Origin of the sequence: Stutzerimonas nosocomialis (assembly GCF_005876855.1) — a bacterium.
Lineage (GTDB): Bacteria > Pseudomonadota > Gammaproteobacteria > Pseudomonadales > Pseudomonadaceae > Stutzerimonas > Stutzerimonas nosocomialis.
The window spans coordinates 26,644-45,275 of record NZ_QLAE01000007.1 but is presented as its reverse complement, the minus strand read 5'-3'; the positions used below and the strand labels follow the sequence as shown (position 1 = coordinate 45,275).

The 18,632-nt window shown below is 61.8% G+C and carries 14 protein-coding genes and 3 tRNA genes; 9 read left to right on the top strand and 8 right to left on the bottom strand.

Annotation, left to right across the window (positions count from 1 at the left end):
- Window positions 1-34: 34 nt before the first annotated feature.
- From DN824_RS06100 to DN824_RS06090, 3 genes are all read left to right on the top strand, one after another.
- Window positions 35-111 (top strand) — tRNA-Arg (locus tag DN824_RS06100).
- A gap of 31 nt (window positions 112-142) precedes the next feature.
- Window positions 143-218 (top strand) — tRNA-His (locus DN824_RS06095).
- Window positions 219-273: 55 nt separating this feature from the next.
- Window positions 274-358 (top strand) — tRNA-Leu (locus tag DN824_RS06090).
- A gap of 111 nt (window positions 359-469) precedes the next feature.
- On the opposite strand, the gene DN824_RS06085 is transcribed toward DN824_RS06090, so the two are convergent.
- Window positions 470-1,162 carry an RES family NAD+ phosphorylase gene (locus DN824_RS06085; protein ID WP_138407570.1) on the bottom strand — a complete coding sequence of 231 codons (693 nt, stop codon included), beginning with the start codon at window positions 1,160-1,162 and terminating at the stop codon, window positions 470-472.
- Window positions 1,159-1,563, bottom strand: coding sequence for an antitoxin Xre-like helix-turn-helix domain-containing protein (locus tag DN824_RS06080; RefSeq protein WP_138407456.1), 405 nt, complete (start codon window positions 1,561-1,563; stop codon window positions 1,159-1,161). Before DN824_RS06080 ends, DN824_RS06085 begins: the two co-directional genes overlap by 4 nt.
- 322 nt (window positions 1,564-1,885) lie before the next feature.
- On the opposite strand from DN824_RS06080, the gene tig reads away from it, so the two are divergent.
- The 6 genes from tig to DN824_RS06050 all read left to right on the top strand — a co-directional run bounded on the left by tig (window position 1,886) and on the right by DN824_RS06050 (window position 10,305).
- Window positions 1,886-3,196 carry a trigger factor gene (tig, locus tag DN824_RS06075; protein ID WP_138407455.1) on the top strand — a complete coding sequence of 437 codons (1,311 nt, stop codon included), beginning with the start codon at window positions 1,886-1,888 and terminating at the stop codon, window positions 3,194-3,196.
- Between the two features lie 90 nt (window positions 3,197-3,286).
- On the top strand, window positions 3,287-3,931 hold the full coding sequence (clpP, locus tag DN824_RS06070) for an ATP-dependent Clp endopeptidase proteolytic subunit ClpP (protein ID WP_138407454.1): 645 nt from the start codon (window positions 3,287-3,289) through the stop codon (window positions 3,929-3,931).
- 100 nt (window positions 3,932-4,031) lie between these two features.
- Window positions 4,032-5,312 carry an ATP-dependent Clp protease ATP-binding subunit ClpX gene (gene clpX / locus DN824_RS06065; protein WP_138407453.1) on the top strand — a complete coding sequence of 427 codons (1,281 nt, stop codon included), beginning with the start codon at window positions 4,032-4,034 and terminating at the stop codon, window positions 5,310-5,312.
- A gap of 130 nt (window positions 5,313-5,442) precedes the next feature.
- The gene (gene lon / locus DN824_RS06060; RefSeq protein ID WP_138407452.1) at window positions 5,443-7,839 is read left to right on the top strand and encodes an endopeptidase La; all 2,397 of its coding nucleotides are present in this window, start codon (window positions 5,443-5,445) and stop codon (window positions 7,837-7,839) included.
- A gap of 131 nt (window positions 7,840-7,970) precedes the next feature.
- Window positions 7,971-8,243 (top strand): HU family DNA-binding protein, encoded by a 273-nt coding sequence (locus tag DN824_RS06055; protein WP_004422505.1) that lies wholly within the window; start codon window positions 7,971-7,973, stop codon window positions 8,241-8,243.
- Between the two features lie 205 nt (window positions 8,244-8,448).
- Window positions 8,449-10,305, top strand: coding sequence for a SurA N-terminal domain-containing protein (locus tag DN824_RS06050; protein WP_138407451.1), 1,857 nt, complete (start codon window positions 8,449-8,451; stop codon window positions 10,303-10,305).
- Between the two features lie 94 nt (window positions 10,306-10,399).
- On the opposite strand, the gene fabI is transcribed toward DN824_RS06050, so the two are convergent.
- From fabI to DN824_RS06020, 6 genes are read right to left on the bottom strand one after another with little or no spacing between them, the layout of a single operon-like run.
- On the bottom strand, window positions 10,400-11,194 hold the full coding sequence (gene fabI, locus DN824_RS06045) for an enoyl-ACP reductase FabI (protein ID WP_138407450.1): 795 nt from the start codon (window positions 11,192-11,194) through the stop codon (window positions 10,400-10,402).
- On the bottom strand, window positions 11,175-12,824 hold the full coding sequence (locus DN824_RS06040; protein WP_138407449.1) for an ABC transporter ATP-binding protein: 1,650 nt from the start codon (window positions 12,822-12,824) through the stop codon (window positions 11,175-11,177). The genes fabI and DN824_RS06040 overlap by 20 nt, the downstream gene beginning before the upstream one ends.
- 1 nt (window position 12,825) lies before the next feature.
- Entirely contained in the window at window positions 12,826-13,845 is a 1,020-nt protein-coding gene (locus tag DN824_RS06035) for an ABC transporter permease (protein WP_138407448.1), read from the bottom strand.
- Between the two features lies 1 nt (window position 13,846).
- Window positions 13,847-14,920, bottom strand: a complete 1,074-nt coding sequence (locus DN824_RS06030) for a microcin C ABC transporter permease YejB (protein WP_138407447.1) — start codon at window positions 14,918-14,920, stop codon at window positions 13,847-13,849.
- A 2-nt stretch (window positions 14,921-14,922) separates the two neighbouring features.
- Window positions 14,923-16,809, bottom strand: a complete 1,887-nt coding sequence (locus DN824_RS06025; protein WP_138407446.1) for an extracellular solute-binding protein — start codon at window positions 16,807-16,809, stop codon at window positions 14,923-14,925.
- Window positions 16,806-18,632, bottom strand: a complete 1,827-nt coding sequence (locus DN824_RS06020; RefSeq protein WP_138407445.1) for an extracellular solute-binding protein — start codon at window positions 18,630-18,632, stop codon at window positions 16,806-16,808. The genes DN824_RS06025 and DN824_RS06020 overlap by 4 nt, the downstream gene beginning before the upstream one ends.

Genomic DNA, 18,632 nt, shown 5'->3' with positions numbered 1-18,632 from the left:
TTCAAGTCTGCGCTCCGAATAGAATGCAGATAAAGCGCCCGTAGCTCAGCTGGATAGAGCATCCGCCTTCTAAGCGGATGGTCGCAGGTTCGAGTCCTGCCGGGTGCGCCATTAGGCGTCTGGCACAAGCAAATGCAATATGGTGGGCGTAGCTCAGTTGGTAGAGCACAGGATTGTGGCTCCTGGTGTCGTGGGTTCGATTCCCATCGTCCACCCCATATTCGAAAAGCGCCAGGCACCTCGCCTGGCGCTTTTGTTTAAAGCCCCGTTTTTGCGGACGTGGTGAAATTGGTAGACACACCAGATTTAGGTTCTGGCGCCGCAAGGTGTGAGAGTTCGAGTCTCTCCGTCCGCACCATAGATGTCGCTGCATTGCCGAGTTGCCAGAAGCCCCGTGATGGGGGCTTTTTTGTGCCTGGCGTTTGATCGGGTCGGTGAGGTAGTGGTGCTTGCGGTGGTCGGTGCGCCGTCAGGTGGCGCTGATCAGGCTGACGCTGGAGATGTCGCCGTTCCAGATCATTTCATAGTGAGCTGTCTGGATAATCGAGGCCACTGGCCTGGGTGTCATCAGGGCCCAGCAAACCTTTCCTTCCTTTCTCACTGAGCGATAGCGAAGCCCCGGTTTCCCGGCTTCCTTGATCGACTTGCCAAAGTCCCGGGAATACCGGTAGTCGCTCGGGTGATAGATAGGATCGTTGAAGGGGAGGCCTGTGGCGTCCAGCATGCCGCTTTCGTCGAACAGGCACGACAGGCCGCGGAAGGTGAAGCGCTCGAAGCTCAGGCCTGCGACCTTCGACCAGTACAGCGCCTGATGGTGGCGGACCTCCGCGAGCGCCGTGTCCATGGTCGCGGCGAGGTAGAGCACGCCGTAGCTTCCGTCGCTGAAGCGAGATCCCGCGGGGTTCACATGGGTGAAGGGTGCTGTCGCATACGAACAGCCCGGGATGCCGAACGGAATTTCTTCGCGCGGGATCAATTCCAGGCGGCCGGTCTCGTTCTGCAGTCTGGGGTTGGTCAGAGCCTGGAGCTGGTACAGCGTTTCGAACTCGCTGGCGTCTGCGACATCATCGAACAGCGCGATCGGTGGGAACTTGGAGTTGACCAGGCGATAGGCCTGTTGCTGACCGCCGGATCGCTCCGCCAGTTGCCGTAGCGGCGTCACCACTGTGCGCCCCGCAGGCTGTCGATGCGCCTGAACGTTTCGTACAGGGAGATCATGTCCCCTTGCGACATGACGTCCAGCGGCGACCGTCCATTGAAAAAGGCATTGCCGTTGGCCATTGCCGGGAAGCCGTAGGCATTCTCCGGATTGTCGAACAGCGTCCGCAGGGCGGCATGAATGTTCAATACGAAACTGATGCGCTGCATCTGGTCCGGGTCCAGGCTCACCGACCAGGCGGAGTCACCCAGCTTGGCCCTTGAATGAGTGCTGCGCGAGATGCGCAGGATCCGGCAAGCCTGTTCAGTGGAGGCCTGCCATCTGTCGAGAATGTTCACGGCCGCTCTCAATCCGGTGGCGCCCTGATCCCGGGTAAGTGGCTGCGCCTGTGGCATCGCTGTCATGGCTCTTCTCCTGTGTCTGTAGATTCAATATAGCATCCTTTGTGTCTGCAGATAGGAATCGTCGTAATGCGCCTGTCGAGGCAGAGGGGCGCGCATTCGGAGTGAGTAGTGAGTAGTGAGTGTTTGAGGGCTTTTGCCTCGTGTTCCTTTCCCGCTTTTTTCTTCTTTATGGCGTGTCGGCGCCTGTAGCCCGCACCATGCGCCTGTCGTGAGCGATGCGGGTGACGGGTGCGGGGTGACTTCTGTCAACCGAGTCTCTAGAATGCATGCCCAATTCTTGGGCCGGAACGCCCGGCTAATGTCTGTGCAACGAGGAAAATACATGCAAGTTTCTGTTGAAAGCACCTCCGCTCTTGAGCGCCGCATGACCATCGGCGTGCCCGCCGAGCGCATCGAGACCGAAGTCAACAAGCGTCTGCAGCAGACTGCCAGCCGGGCGAAGATCCCGGGCTTCCGCCCCGGCAAGGTGCCCATGAGCGTCATTCGTCAGCGTTACGAAGCGGCCGCACGTCAGGAAGTCCTGGGCGACGTCATCCAGGCCACCTTCTATGAAGCCGTGGTCGCCGAGAAGCTGAACCCGGCCGGTGCGCCGGCGGTCGAGCCGAAGGTGTTCGAGAAGGGCAAGGATCTGGAATACATCGCCACGTTCGAAGTCTTTCCTGAATTCCAGGTAGCCGGTTTCGACGGTATCGAAGTCGAGCGCCTGAGCGCCGAGGTCGCCGAGTCCGACGTCGACAACATGCTGGAAATCCTGCGCAAGCAGAACACCCGCTACGAAGCGGTCGATCGCGCCGCCGAGAACGGCGACCAGCTGACCATCGATTTCGTAGGCAAGATCGACGGTGAAGCCTTTGCCGGTGGTTCGGCCAGCAACACTCAGCTGGTGCTGGGTTCGGGCCGCATGATCCCGGGCTTCGAGGATGCACTGGTGGGCGTCAAGGTCGGTGAAGAGCGCGTGATCAACCCGACCTTCCCCGAGGACTACCAGAATCTGGACCTGGCCGGCAAAACCGCCGAGTTCACCGTGACCGTCAACGCCGTGGCTGCACCCCAGCTGCCGGAACTGGACGAAGCGTTCTTCGCTCAGTTCGGCGTGCAGGAAGGTGGCCTGGAAGGCTTCCGCGCCGAGGTTCGCAAGAACATGGAGCGTGAGCTGCGTCAGGCGATCAAGTCCAAGGTCAAGAATCAGGTGATGGAAGGCCTGATCACCACCAACCAGATCGACGTGCCGAAGGCCCTGATCGACAACGAAGTCAATCGTCTGCGCGTCCAGGCCGTCCAGCAGTTCGGTGGCAACATCAAGCCCGACCAGCTGCCTGCCGAGCTGTTCCAGGAGCAGGCCAAGCGCCGTGTCGTGCTGGGTCTGATCGTCGCCGAAGTGGTCAAGCAGAAAGAGCTCAAGCCTGACGAAGCCCGCGTCCGCGAGCTGATCGAAGAGATGGCCTCGGCCTATCAGGAGCCCGAGCAGGTGGTGTCCTGGTACTACAAGAACGACGAGCAAATGAACGAAGTCCGCTCGGTTGTGCTCGAAGAGCAAGTTGTAGATACTGTTCTGCAGCAGGCTAAAGTGACCGACAAATCGGTCTCCTACGAAGAAGCAGTGAAGCCTGTGGAAGCGTCGCAAGCTGCCTGACTTTCTTCACATCGTTTGATGCGCAACCATAAGCCAGCCTCGTGCTGGCTTATGTCTTTGACGGCATGACATAGGGAGTATCGCTGGAACATGTCCCGTAATTCTTACATGCAAGCGCAAGCACCGGACATCCAGGCCGCCGGTGGCCTGGTCCCGATGGTTATCGAGCAATCGGCCCGGGGTGAGCGTGCGTACGACATCTATTCGCGTCTCCTGAAGGAGCGGGTGATCTTCATGGTCGGCCAGGTCGAAGACTACATGGCCAACCTGATCGTCGCGCAGCTGCTGTTCCTCGAGGCGGAAAACCCGGACAAGGACATCCACCTTTACATCAACTCGCCGGGCGGTTCGGTTACCGCCGGGATGGCCATCTACGACACCATGCAGTTCATCAAGCCCGACGTTTCGACGATCTGCATCGGTCAGGCCTGCAGCATGGGTGCGCTGCTGCTCGCCGGCGGCGCCGCTGGCAAGCGCTACTGCCTGCCGCATTCGCGGATGATGATCCACCAGCCTCTGGGCGGCTTCCAGGGGCAGGCTTCGGACATCGAAATTCACGCCCGCGAGATCCTGACGATCCGTGAGCGGCTGAACAAGGTCCTGGCCGAGCACACCGGTCAACCGATCGAGGTCATCGCCCGCGACACCGATCGCGACAACTTCATGAGCGGCGACGATGCCGTCACCTACGGCCTGATCGACCAGGTTCTGCGTCACCGTCAGGTCGCCAGCTGATTCCACCAGGGTCTGCGATGTCCGGCTGCCTCGTGGGCTTGAAAAAGCCCACGATTGCCTTCATCTTGTGTTCCAAGCCTTCCCCGATTGGATTGATCGAATGACTGACACCCGTAACGGCGAAGACTCCGGCAAACTGCTTTATTGCTCTTTTTGCGGCAAAAGCCAGCATGAAGTTCGCAAATTGATTGCCGGACCTTCGGTCTTCATCTGCGACGAGTGCGTCGACCTGTGCAATGACATCATCCGTGAGGAGGTGCAGGAAGCCCAGGCCGAAAGCAACGCGCACAAGCTGCCTGCGCCCAAGGAGATCAGCGGCATCCTCGACCAGTACGTCATTGGTCAGGAGCGCGCGAAGAAGATCCTGGCGGTGGCCGTTTACAACCACTACAAGCGGTTGAACCAGCGCGACAAGAAAGAAGAAGTCGAGCTGGGCAAGAGCAACATTCTCCTCATCGGGCCCACCGGCTCCGGCAAGACGCTGCTGGCCGAAACCCTGGCTCGTCTGCTCAACGTACCGTTCACCATCGCCGATGCGACCACCCTCACCGAAGCGGGGTACGTGGGCGAGGATGTCGAGAACATCATCCAGAAGCTGCTGCAGAAGTGCGATTACGATGTCGAAAAGGCCCAGATGGGCATCGTCTACATCGACGAGATCGACAAGATCTCCCGCAAGTCCGACAACCCCTCCATCACGCGTGACGTGTCGGGCGAGGGCGTGCAGCAGGCGCTGCTCAAGCTGATCGAAGGTACCGTAGCTTCGGTTCCTCCCCAGGGTGGTCGCAAGCATCCGCAGCAGGAATTCCTGCAGGTCGATACGCGCAACATCCTGTTCATCTGCGGCGGTGCCTTCGCCGGTCTGGAGAAGGTCATTCAGAACCGCTCCACCCAGGGCGGTATCGGTTTCAACGCCGAAGTCCGCAGCAAGGACCCGGGCAAGAAGGTCGGCGAGGCGCTGCGTGCCGTCGAGCCGGACGATCTGGTCAAGTTCGGTCTGATCCCCGAGTTCGTTGGTCGTCTGCCGGTCATCGCGACCCTGGATGAGCTGGACGAGGCGGCGCTGATCCAGATTCTGACCGAGCCCAAGAATGCGCTGACCAAGCAGTATGCGAAGCTGTTCGAACTCGAAGGGGTCGATCTGGAATTTCGTCCCGACGCGCTTCGCTCGGTTGCCCATCGGGCGCTCGAGCGGCGGACCGGTGCGCGTGGCCTGCGTTCGATCCTCGAAGGCGTGCTGCTCGACACCATGTACGACATCCCGTCGCAAAAAGATGTCAGCAAGGTGGTCATCGACGAGAGCGTCATCGAAGGTACGTCCAAGCCGCTGCTGATCTACGAGAACAGCGAGCCGCCTGCCAAGGTGGCGCCTGACGCGTGATAGAAAAGGGGCCTCCGGGCCCCTTTGCTTTTTAGCCGCTGTCCTTGTTTTTTAAGGGTGACACCCTCATCTTAATTCGAAGGGCACCCTGTCCGTTTCGGCCCTAGGGGCCGCAGTAGAGCTGAGACTTATGAATACAACCATCGAATTGCCCCTCCTGCCGCTGCGCGATGTGGTGGTGTATCCGCACATGGTGATTCCGCTGTTCGTTGGCCGCGAGAAGTCCATCGAGGCGCTCGAATCCGCCATGGTCGGCGACAAGCAGATTCTGCTGCTGGCGCAGAAAAACCCGGCTGACGACGATCCGGGCGAAGAGGCTCTTTATCGGGTCGGCACCGTGGCCACCGTTCTGCAGCTGCTCAAGTTGCCCGACGGTACGGTCAAGGTGCTGGTCGAGGGCGAGCAGCGGGGGCAGATCGAGCGCTTTTACGAGATCGACGAGCATTGCCGCGCCGAAGTGAGCCTGATCGACGAATCGGCCGTGGCCGAACGCGAGGCGGAAGTCTTCGTTCGCAGCCTGCTCAGCCAGTTCGAGCAGTATGTGCAGCTGGGCAAGAAGGTGCCGGCCGAGGTGCTTTCCTCGCTCAGCAGCATCGACGAGCCGTCGCGCCTAGTGGATACCATGGCCGCGCATATGGCGCTGAAGATCGAGCAGAAGCAGGAAATTCTCGAAATCACCGACCTGGCTGCCCGCGTCGAGCATGTGCTGGCGTTGCTGGATGCCGAAATCGATCTGCTGCAGGTTGAGAAGCGCATCCGTGGCCGGGTGAAGAAGCAGATGGAGCGCAGCCAGCGCGAGTACTACCTGAATGAGCAGATGAAGGCCATTCAGAAGGAGCTGGGCGACATCGATGAGGGCCACAACGAGATCGATGATCTCAAGAAGCGCATCGAGAACGCTGGCCTGACCAAGGACGCCCATGCCAAGGCGCAGGCCGAGCTGAACAAGCTCAAGCAGATGTCGCCGATGTCCGCCGAAGCGACCGTGGTGCGCACCTACATCGACTGGCTGGTGAACGTGCCATGGAAGGCGGCGAGCAAGGTCCGCCTGGATATGGCCAAGGCCGAAGAAGTGCTCGACGCCGACCACTTCGGTCTCGAAGAGGTCAAGGACCGTATTCTCGAGTATCTCGCGGTGCAGAAGCGCGTGAAGAAGCTCAAGGGGCCGGTGCTCTGCCTGGTGGGGCCGCCCGGTGTGGGCAAGACGTCGCTGGCCGAGTCCATTGCGCGCTCGACCAATCGCAAGTTCGTGCGCATGGCGCTGGGTGGCGTGCGGGACGAGGCCGAGATCCGTGGGCATCGCAGAACCTACATCGGTTCGATGCCGGGTCGCCTGATCCAGAAGATGACCAAGGTCGGCGTGCGCAACCCGCTGTTCCTGCTCGACGAGATCGACAAGCTGGGCAGCGACATGCGCGGCGATCCGGCCTCGGCGCTGCTCGAGGTGCTCGATCCCGAGCAGAACCACAATTTCAACGATCACTATCTTGAGGTCGATTACGACCTGTCCGATGTGATGTTCCTCTGCACCGCGAACTCGATGAACATTCCTGCGCCGTTGCTCGACCGCATGGAAGTCATCCGCCTGCCTGGGTATACCGAGGACGAGAAGGTCAATATCGCCCGACGCTACCTGGCGCCCAAGCAGATTCAGGCCAACGGCATGAAGAAGGGCGAGCTCGAGTTCGACGAGGCGGCGCTGCTCGACATCATCCGCTACTACACCCGCGAAGCGGGCGTTCGCAGCCTGGAGCGGCAGATTGCCAAGGTCTGCCGCAAGGTGGTCAAGGAGCATGCTGCCGAGAAGCGCTTCCAGGTTCAGGTCACCGCCGATTCCCTCGAGCATTTCCTGGGTGTACGCAAATTCCGCTACGGTCTTGCCGAGCAGGAAGACCAGATCGGCCAGGTGACGGGGCTGGCCTGGACCCAGGTCGGTGGAGAGCTGCTGACGATCGAGTCTGCCGTGGTTCCGGGCAAAGGCCAACTGATCAAGACCGGTTCGCTGGGCGACGTCATGGGCGAGTCCATCACCGCTGCGCTCACCGTGGTACGCAGCCGCGCCAAGAGCCTCGGCATTGCGTCCGATTTCCAGGAGAAGCAGGACATCCACATTCACGTGCCCGAAGGCGCAACGCCCAAGGACGGTCCGAGCGCAGGTATCGGCATGTGCACCGCACTGGTTTCGGCATTGACGCACATTCCGGTGCGCGCCGATGTCGCAATGACAGGTGAGATCACTTTGCGTGGTCAGGTCCTTGCCATCGGTGGACTCAAGGAGAAGTTACTTGCCGCTCATCGGGGTGGAATCAAGACGGTGATCATCCCGGAAGAGAATCAACGTGATCTGAAAGAGATTCCTGAAAATATTAAGCAGGACCTGCAGATTAAACCGGTCAAGTGGATTGACGAGGTCCTGCAAATTGCGCTGCAATACGCGCCGGAGCCCTTGCCCGATGCGGCTCCCGATCTGGTTGCAAAGGATGACAAGCGCGAGTCTGATTCCAAGGAGCGAATCAGCACGCATTAGCCGGAGGCTTCCTTGACACAATTTTGAGGCCCTTGTTATAAACCGGCTCTTTGTGTCTGTGCCATTCCAGCACCGCTTTGCTTACACCTAAAAAATTATAGATAGACTCAACAGAAATAAGGGGACTTAGAGTGAACAAGTCGGAACTGATCGATGCCATCGCTGCATCTGCTGATATCCCGAAAGCTGTTGCTGGCCGTGCGCTGGACGCAGTGATCGAATCCGTCACTGGCGCTCTGAAGGCTGGTGACTCCGTGGTACTGGTTGGTTTCGGTACTTTCGCCGTGAAAGAGCGCGCTGCTCGCACTGGCCGCAACCCGCAGACTGGCAAGCCGATCAAGATCGATGCTGCCAAGATCCCGGGCTTCAAAGCTGGCAAGGCTCTGAAAGACGCTGTTAACTAAGCGTTTTCCGATCCGTTCGGTGCTCGGTTAGACTGGCACTGATCTGGAGCGGTTGAACCGGCAGGCAGCGCCTGTTGCGCGCCGGTACCGGGATAGCCCAACCGCTCCAAAGCTCCGAGAAGGCGCATCCATGGATGCGCCTTTCTTCTATCTGGATTCCACCCATGCTGCAGGTAGGCACGTGCAGCTGTTACCTGGGGGACGCATGCTTCAGAACATCAGGGACAATTCACAAGGCTGGATTGCCAAAACCATCATCGGCATCATCGTCATGCTCCTGGCGCTGACCGGCTTCGACGCGATTTTCAACGCGGTGAGCAATAGCCGGGATGCCGCGTCGGTAAATGGCGAAGAGATCTCGCAGGACGAGCTCACCCAGGCGGTAGAGCTGCAGCGCCGCCAGCTAGCCCAGCAGCTTGGCCGCGATTTCGATCCGTCGTTGCTCAACGACAGGTTGCTGCGTGAGTCGGCGTTGAACTCCCTGATCGAGCGGATGCTGCTTCTCCAGGCGGCCAAGTCGGCCGACTTCGCCTTTTCGCAGCAGTCGCTCGACCAGCTGATCCTGCAGACGCCTGAATTCCAAGTCGAGGGCGCGTTCAATGCCGCGCGGTTCGATCAGGTGCTGCAGCAGATGGGCTACACCCGTATGCAGTTCCGTCGTCTGCTGGAGCAGGAAATGCTCATCGGCCAGCTGCGGGCAGGTATCGCTGGAACGGGCTTCGTGACCGACCGGCAGATCGAGGATTTCGCCCGGCTTGAACGGCAGACCCGCGATTTCGCGGCAGTGACCGTCGCAGCCGATGCCGCGGCTGTCGAAGTCGGCGACGACGAGGTGCGCGCCTATTACGAAGCGCATGCCGACCAGTTCCGTACCCCCGAGCAGGTGGTACTGGAGTACGTTGAGCTCAAGAAGGATGCATTCTTCGACCAGGTCGACGTATCCGACGAGGAACTGCAGGAGCTGTACCACAACCAGATCGCCAACCTTGCCGAGCAGCGCCGTGCCGCGCACATCCTGATCGAGCCGGGCGATGGCGTGAGCGACGAGCAGGCACGCGAGAAGGTCGAGGAGATCCGCAAGCGCGTCGAGGCGGGTGAGGACTTCGCGGCGCTGGCCAAGGAGTTTTCCCAAGACCCGGGTTCGGCAAGCGAGGGCGGTGACCTGGGTTACGCGGGCCCGGGAGTGTACGACCAGGCGTTCGAAGACGCGCTCTACGCGCTTGACGAGAATCAGCTGTCACAGCCGGTGCGCTCGGAGTTCGGCTGGCATCTGATCAAGCTGCTCGGTGTGCGCTCGCCGGAAGTGCCGACGCTCGAAAGCATGCGTCCCGAGCTGGAACGTGAACTCAAGGCCCGCCAGGTTGAACAGCGTTTCGTGGAAGCCAGCAAGCGCCTCGAAGACGCGGCGTTCGAAGCCTCCGACCTTGGCCAGCCGGCCGAGGAGCTGGGCCTCAAGGTTCAGACCACGCCTGCCTTCGGCCGTGAAGGCGGAGAGGGGATCGCTGCCAACCGCCAGGTGATCCAGGCGGCGTTCAGTGAGGAAGTGCTGGTCGATGGCAACAACAGCGGTGTGATCGAACTGGATCCAGACACGTCTATCGCCCTGCGGGTCAAGGAGCATCTGCAGCCCGAGGCGCTCGAGCTGGATGAGGTGCGCGACGGCATCGTCGAGCAGCTTCGCCGCGACAAGGCGACCGAGCAGGCGCGCAGCGAAGGCGAGAAGCTGCTCGCCAGTCTGCGAGACGGGCAGGAGCGTTCGGTCGAGTGGCAACAGACGGAAGCAGCCACGCGCAACCAGGAAGGTGTGGACCCGGCGCTGCTGCAGGCGGTGTTCCGCATGCCCAAGCCTGAAGTCGCCGACAAGCCGAGCTACTCGGGTGTTTCGCTGCCCAATGGCGATTACGTGGTGCTCCGCCTGAGCGGTGTCAGCGAGCCGACCGAAGCCTTGTCCGATGAAGAGAAGCAGGACTATCGTCGCTTCCTCGCATCGCGTGCCGGGCAGCAGGACTTCGCCGCGTTCCGCGCCAAGCAGCAAGCCGAGGCTGAGATCGAGCGTTACTGATATCTGAAAGCAAGGCGCCTGCAGCCCCGCTGTAGCGCGCCTGAGGCAACAAAAAACCCGCATCGCTGCGGGTTTTTTCGTTTCAGGGTGGCGATCAGTCTTCGATCGCACCCATCGCGGTGGTGTTGAACCCACCGTCCACGTACAGGATTTCGCCGCTGATGCCCGAGGCCAGGTCGGAGCAGAGGAATGCGCCGGCGTTGCCGACTTCCTCGATGGTCACGTTGCGGCGCAGCGGGGTCTGGCGCTCGTTGGCTGCCAGCATCTTGCGGAAGCTCTTGATGCCGGATGCGGCGAGGGTGCGGATCGGGCCTGCCGAGACCGCGTTCACGCGGGTGCCTTCTGGGCCCAGGCTGCCGGCCAGGTAGCGGACGCCGGCCTCGAGGCTGGCCTTGGCCATGCCCATGACGTTGTAGTTGGGCATGGTGCGCTCGGCGCCCAGGTAGGACAGCGTCAGGATGCTGCCGCCGCGGCCGTTCATCATCGGCCGGCCGGCCTTGGCCAGGGCGACCAGGCTGTAGGCGCTGATGTCGTGGGCGATACGGAAGCCTTCGCGGGTGGTGACTTCGGTGAAGTCGCCGTCCAGCTGATCGCCGGGGGCGAAGCCTACCGAGTGAACGATGATGTCCAGGCCATCCCACTTCTGGCCGAGTTGCTCGAAGACCTTGGCGATTTCCTCGTCGCTGGCCACATCGCAAGGGAAGCACAGTTCCGGTCCCGAGCCCCAGCCGGCGGCGAATTCCTCGACGCGGCCCTTGAGCTTGTCGTTCTGGTAGGTGAACGCCAGTTCGGCGCCTTCGCGATGCATGGCCGCAGCGATGCCCGAGGCGATGGACAGTTTGCTGGCAACGCCAACGATCAGTGCGCGCTTACCGGTTAGAAAACCCATGTGCTTGTTCCCTCTCATGTTTATCGTCGCCAGTGCCAGGTGCCATGAAGGCGGATTCCAGCAACTGCTGCGTGTACGGGTGTTGGGGTGCAGAAAAAATACTGTCTGCGGGCCCCTGTTCCACGACCTGTCCCTGTTTCATCACGATCAAGTGATGGCTCAGGGCCCGAACAACGGCCAGGTCATGGCTGATGAACAGGAAGGTCAGGTTGTACTTGGCCTGCAATGAACGCAGAAGCTCCACCACCTGGCGCTGTACCGTTCGATCGAGCGCGGAAGTCGGCTCGTCGAGGAGGATCAGCGCCGGTTTCAACACCAGAGCCCGGGCAATGGCGATGCGCTGCCGTTGCCCGCCGGAAAACTCGTGTGGATAGCGATGCCGGGTTTCCGGATCGAGACCTACTTCCACGAGTGCGTCGATGATGGCCTGTTCCCTCTCTGCCGGCGTCCCGATCCGATGGATCTGCAGGCCCTCGCCGATGATCTGGCCGACCGACATGCGTGGGCTCAGGCTACCAAAGGGGTCCTGAAACACCACCTGCATCTGTCGGCGCAGCGGCCGAACCTCGCGCTGGGACATCTTCTCCATCGCCTGGCCCTGGAAGCGAATCTCGCCTGTGCTCGAAAGCAGGCGCAGGATCGCCAGGCCAAGGGTGGACTTGCCGGAGCCGCTTTCGCCAACGATGCCGAGCGTCTGCCCCTGAAGGAGGCTGAAACCGATTCCGTCGACGGCCTTGATGTGATCGACGGTGCGCCGAAGCAGTCCCTTCTTGATCGGGAACCACACGCGCATGTCTTTCACCTCCAGCAACGGCTCGCCCGGCGTAGTCTCCACCGGCCTGCCGCTGGGCTCCGCACCGAGCAGTTCCTGGGTATAGGGATGCTGCGGCGAGCGGAACAATTCTTCACACGACGCCTGTTCGACGACGCGACCGCGCTGCATGACACATACGCGATGAGCGATGCGCCTGACCAGGTTCAGATCGTGGCTGATCAGGAGCAGCGCCATGCCCAGGCGCGCCTGCAATTGCTGGAGCAACTCCAGGATCTTCAGCTGAACGGTGACGTCCAGCGCCGTGGTCGGTTCATCGGCGATCAACAATTCGGGCTCGTTGGCCAGTGCCATGGCGATCATCACCCGCTGGCGCTGCCCGCCGGAAAGCTCGTGGGGAAAGGCGCGGATCCGCTTGCGTGGTTCCGGGATGCCGACCATCTCCAGCAGCTCCAGGGTGCGCGCCGTCGCCTGCCTGCCGCGCAGCCCCTTGTGCAGGGCCAGGATCTCATTGATCTGCTTGCCCACGGTATGCAACGGGTTGAGCGAGGTCATCGGCTCCTGGAAGATCATGGCGATCCGGTTGCCGCGCAGCTTGCGCATCGATTTTTCGTTCGCCTGCAGCAGGTCGTTGCCGCCATAGAGGATCTGCCCGGCCGGATGCGAAGCCTTGGGGTAGGGCAGCAAGCGCAGGATGGAATGGGCCGTTACGGACTTTCCGGACCCGCTTTCACCGACCAGCGCGAGCGTTTCACCTTTGCGGATATCGAAGCTGACGCCTTCGACCACCCGGTGCGGCGTACCGGCGGAGTTGAAGTCGACGGCGAGATCCCTGACTTCTACGAGTGTCTCGTCCATCTTATTTCCTCGGGTCGAACGCATCGCGGGCCGCTTCGCCGATGAATACCAGCAGCGTCAGCATGATTGCGAGCACCATGAATGCGGTGATGCCCAGCCAGGGCGCCTGCAGGTTGGCCTTGCCCTGGGCCACCAGCTCACCCAGAGAGGGCTCGCCTGGCGGCAGACCGAAGCCCAGGAAGTCGAGCGCGGTGAGCGTGCCGATGGCCCCGGTCAGAATGAAGGGCACGAACGTCATGGTCGATACCATGGCATTGGGCAGGATGTGGCGGAACATGATGGCGCCGTTCTGCATGCCCAGCGCCCGGGCCGCGCGCACGTACTCCAGGTTGCGTCCGCGCAGGAATTCGGCGCGGACCACATCGACCAGGCTCATCCAGGAAAACAGCAGCATGATCCCCAGCAGCCACCAGAAATTCGGCTGCACGAAGCTGGCCAGGATGATGAGCAGGTACAGGACCGGAAGGCCCGACCAGATCTCCAGCACCCGCTGGCCGACGAGATCGACCCACCCGCCGTAGAACCCCTGGAGTGCGCCGGCGATCACGCCGATGATCGAACTGAGCAGGGTCAGCGTGACGGCGAACAGCACCGAGATGCGAAAGCCGTATATCACCCGGGCGAGGACGTCCCGGCCCTGGTCGTCGGTACCCAGCCAGTTCATCGTCGATGGCGGGGCGGGAGCGGGCACCTGCAGGTCGTAGTTGATGCTCGAGTAGTAGAAGGGAATCGGCGGCCAGATCATCCAGCCGTCCTTCTCGGCGATGAGTTCCTGGATATAGGGGCTCTTGTAATTGGCCTGCAGCGGGAATTCGCCACCGAAGGTGGTTTCCGGGTAACGCTTGAGCACCGGGAAGTACCACTGGCCGTCGTAGCGCACCACGATCGGTTTGTCGTTGGCGAGGAACTCGGCGCCCAGGCTCAGCACGAAGAGCGCGAGGAACAGCCAGAGCGACCACCAGCCGCGACGATTGGCCTTGAACAGGGCGAAGCGGCGTTGATTCAGAGGAGACAGCGCCATTTCAGGCCTCCCTGCTTTCGAAGTCGATGCGCGGATCGACCAGGGTATAGGTCAGGTCACCGATCAGCTTGACCACCAGGCCGAGGAGGGTGAACAGGAACAGCGTACCGAACACCACCGGATAGTCGCGGTTGATCGCCGCCTCGAAGCTGAGCAGCCCCAGGCCGTCGAGGGAGAAAATCACCTCGATGAGCAGCGAGCCGGTGAAGAACATGCCGACGAACGCGGCGGGGAAACCGGCAATGATGATCAGCATCGCGTTGCGGAACACGTGGCCGTACAGCACGCGATTCTTGCTCAGGCCCTTGGCCCGGGCGGTGATGACGTACTGCTTGTTGATCTCGTCGAGGAAGCTGTTCTTGGTCAGCAATGTGAGGGTCGCGAAGTTGCCGATCACCAGCGCGGTGACCGGCAGCGCGAGGTGCCAGAAATAGTCGAGAATCTTGCCGGCCATGGTCAGTTCGTCGAAGTTGTTCGAGGTCAGCCCGCGTAGCGGAAACCAGTTCCAGTAGCTGCCGCCGGCGAACAGGACGATCAGCAGAATGGCGAACAGGAAGGCCGGAATGGCGTAGCCGACGATGATCGCCGAACTGGTCCAGACGTCGAACGCGCTGCCGTGGCGAGTCGCCTTGGCGATGCCCAGCGGGATCGACAGCAGGTACATGATCAACGTGCTCCACAGCCCCAGCGAGATCGAGACGGGCATCTTCTCGATGATCAGGTCGGTGACCTTCGCGTCGCGGAAGAAGCTCTCGCCGAAGTCGAAGCGCAGGTAGTTGCGCAGCATGATCCAGAAGCGCTCCGGCGCCGGTTTGTCGAAGCCGTACAGGCGCTCGATTTCGGCGATCAGCTCGGGGTCGAGCCCCTGGGCGCCGCGATAGGTATTGCCGGCGACCGCCACCTCGGAGCCACCGCCGGCGATGCGGCTGGTGGCGCCCTCGAAGCCTTCGAGCTTGGCGATCGCCTGTTCGACCGGGCCGCCTGGCGCGGCCTGAATGATGATGAAGTTGATCAGCAGGATGCCGAAAAGGGTCGGGATGATCAGCAGCAGGCGCCGAAGGATGTAAGCGAGCATGCTCAGTGCTCCGCTGCGTCGTCTTCGGGCGCCGCATCGGCCGCCAGCTTCTCGGCTTCCTTGACCTCGTCCGGATCGGCCTTGGGCATGGGCGTGTCAGGCTTGCGCCACCAGGTCATCAGGCCGATGTCCTGGTCGGGTGTCACCTCGGGATGGCCGAACTGGTTCCAGTAGGCCACGCGCCAGGTCTTGATGTGCCAGTTGGGTATCACGTAGTGGCCCCAGAGCAGTACGCGATCGAGCGCGCGAGTGCGGGTCACCAGCTCCTTGCGCGAATCGGCGGCGATCAGCTTGTCGACCAGAACGTCGATGGCGGGGTCCTTCAGGCCGATGAGGTTGCGGCTGCCGGGGTTGTCCGCGCTCGAGGAATGCCAGTATTCGCGCTGCTCGTTGCCGGGCGAGTTGGACTGGCCGAAGCTGCTGACGATCATGTCGTAGTCGCGCGAGCGCAGCCGGTTGATGTATTGCGAGACGTCGACCCGGCGAATCTCCAGCTCGATGCCGAGATCCGCGAGGTTGCGCTTGTAGGGCAGCAGGACCCTCTCGAATTCGGCCTGCACCAGCAGGAACTCGAGCTTCACCGGCTTGCCTTCGGTATCGACCATGCGGTCGTTCTCGATCTTCCAGCCGGCGTCCATCAACAGCTTGTAGGCCTGGCGCTGCTGGTCGCGGATGATGCCGTTGGCTTCGGTCCTGGGCAGCTCGAACGGGCGCTCGAACACCTCGTCGGGAATCTGGCCCCGCAGCGGTTCAAGAATCTTCAGCTCGTCGGCGTCCGGCAGGCCGGTGGCGGCCATCTCCGAGTTGTCGAAGTAGCTGGTGGTGCGGGTGTAGGCGCCATTGAACAGCTGGCGGTTGGTCCACTCGAAATCGAACAGCAGGCCCAGGGCCTCGCGTACGCGCCGGTCATGCAGCAGCGGCCGGCGCGTGTTGAGAATGAAGCCCTGCATGCCGGTCGGATTGTGGTTCTCGATCTCTTCCTTGACGATCCGCCCGTCCCTTACCGCCGGGATGTCATAGGCGGTGGCCCAGTTCTTGGCGCTGGTTTCGAGCCAGAAGTCGAACTGCCCGGCCTTGAATGCCTGCAGTGCGACGTCGTTGTCGCGGTAGTAGTCGAAGGTGATGCGGTCGAAATTGTAGAAGCCGCGATTGACCGGCAGGTCCTTGCCCCAGTAATCCTCGACGCGCTGATAGCGCACCGAGCGTCCGGCCTGGACGCGTTCGATCCGGTAGGGGCCACTGCCGAGTGGCGGCTCCAGTCCGCTGGAGTTGAAGTCGCGCTCGGCCCACCAGTGCTTGGGCAGCACCAACAGCTGGCCAAGGATCAGCGGCAGCTCGCGGTTGCCGGCGTGCTTGAAGTCGAAACGAACCCGTCGGGGGCTTTCGGCGGTGACCTTGGCGACATCGGCGTAGTAGGCCCGGTACCAGGGGGCGCCCTGGCTGATCAGGGTCTCGAAGGTGAAGACCACGTCTTCGGCCGTGACCGGCTCGCCGTCATGGAAGCGGGCTTCGGGACGCAGATGGAAGCGGACCCAGCTGTTGTCGGGCGCGCGCTCGATCTTCTCGGCCAGCAGGCCGTAGACGGTGAAGGGCTCGTCGAGGCTGTTGGTCGTCAGGGTGTCGTAGATCAGGCCGATCTCGTCGGCCGGCACGCCCTTGTTGATGAAGGGATTGAGAGAATCGAAGCCGCCGGAACCCGAGCGCCGGAGCGTACCGCCCTTGGGCGCGTCGGGGTGGGCGTAGTCGAAGTGCTGGAAATTGGCCGGATACTTGGGCTTCTCGCCATAGAGTGTGAGCGCATGCTGGGGCGCCGCCTGGGCCATGCCCGTCAGGCAGAGCAGGGACAGCAAACCGGCGCGCAAAAGCGGGTGCCGAAAGCGTTGTGTCATCGCGTGTTCTCCAAATCCTTCAGCCACCAGGCGCGTAGCCCGAGGGTGTAGGGCGGTGCGGCCACGTGGGCGAACCGGTTGCGGTAGGCCAGTCGGTGGTTGCTGATGAACCAGTTGGGGATGATGTAGTGATTCCACAGCAGCACGCGGTCGATGGCACGCGCTGCCGCTATCTGTTCGTCACGGGTGCTGGCGTTGACGAGCTTGCCCAGCAGTTCGTCGATGATCGGGTTGGCGACGCCGGCATAGTTGCGACCGCCTTTGACGTCCACCTGGCTGGAGTGGAAGTACAGCCATTGTTCCTTGCCCGGGCTCAAGCTCTGGCTGAGGGTCATGAGGATCATGTCGTAGTCGTAGTTGTCGAGCCGCTGCTTGTACTGGGCGCGGTCGACGGTGCGCAGGTTGGCCTGGATGCCGATCCGGCTGAGGTTTTCCGCATAGGGCTGGAGTATCCGTTCCAGGCCCGGGTTGACCAGCAGGATCTCGAACGTCAGCGGATGGCCTTGTGCGTTGCGCAGCCGCTGGCGCGACGGCTTCCAGCCGGCCTCCTCGAGCAGTCCCAGCGCGCTGCGAAGCGTCTCGCGGGGGATACCCCGGCCTTCGGTGTGCGGCAGTTTGAAGGGCTCGGTGAACAGGGCGGGCGGCAGCTGCTTGCGAAATGGCGAGAGCAGCAGCCATTCGCCGCCTTCCGGAATGCCGGTCGCGGCGAACTCGCTGTTGGGGTAGAAGCTTTCGCTGCGCCGGTAGGCGCCATAGAACAGCGCGCGGTTGGTCCACTGGAAGTCGAACATCATGCCCAGCGCTTCGCGGACCCTGGGGTCGGCGAAGGTGGCGCGACGGCTGTTCATGAACAGCCCCTGGGTCTGCGTCGGGATCTGGTGGGGAATTTCCGTGCGGATCACGTCGCCGCGCAAGACGGCTGGAAACTGGTAACCGTTGTTCCAGTTCTTCGCCTGGTGCTCGATATAGAAGTCGAATTCGCCGGCCTTGAAGGCTTCGAAGGCGACCGTGCTGTCGCGGTAGAACTCCACCTCGACGCGGTCGAAGTTGTACTTGCCGCGGTTGACCGCAAGGTCGGCGCCCCACCAGTTCTTCACGCGCTCGAAAACCACCTGGCGGCCCGGCTGGACCTGGGCGATGCGGTAAGGCCCGCTGCCCAGCGGTGGCTCGAACGTCGTTGCCTTGAAGTCTCGATCCTTCCAGTAATGCTGCGGCAGCACCGGCAGTTCGCCCAGGCGCATGATCAGCATCGGATCGGAGCGCTCGAAAACGAAGCGGACCCGGTGCCGGTTGAGGATGTCGACGCGCTTGATGCCCTGCAGGTTGGTCCGGTACTGCGGATGTCCGTCACGGGTCAGCAGGCGATAGGAGTAGGCCACATCGTAAGCGGTGATCGGCACGCCATCATGAAAGCGGGCTTTCTCGCGCAGGTTGAACACCACCCAGCTGCGGTCTTCGTTGTATTCGAGCGATTTGGCGATCAGCCCGTAGTAGGACGCCGGCTCGTCGCCGGATGGGTCGTAGCTGCCGCCACCGACCATCAGCGGTTCGTTGAACTCGCTGACGCCGTACTGGAAGAACCCGGGCGTGGCGACGGGGCTGGTGCCTTTGAAGGTGTAGGGGTTGAGCGTATCGAAAGAACCCGTGGCCATTAGCCTGACCGTACCGCCTCTCGGCGCGTCGGGGTTCACCCAGTCGAAGTGGGTAAAATTCGCCGGGTATTTGAGGGTGCCGAACTGCGCATAACCATGGCTTTCGCTCAGGGTCGCGAGGGCAGGGAAGCTCAAGGCCAGGCATGTCACCAGGAGAAAGAGGGGTCGCAT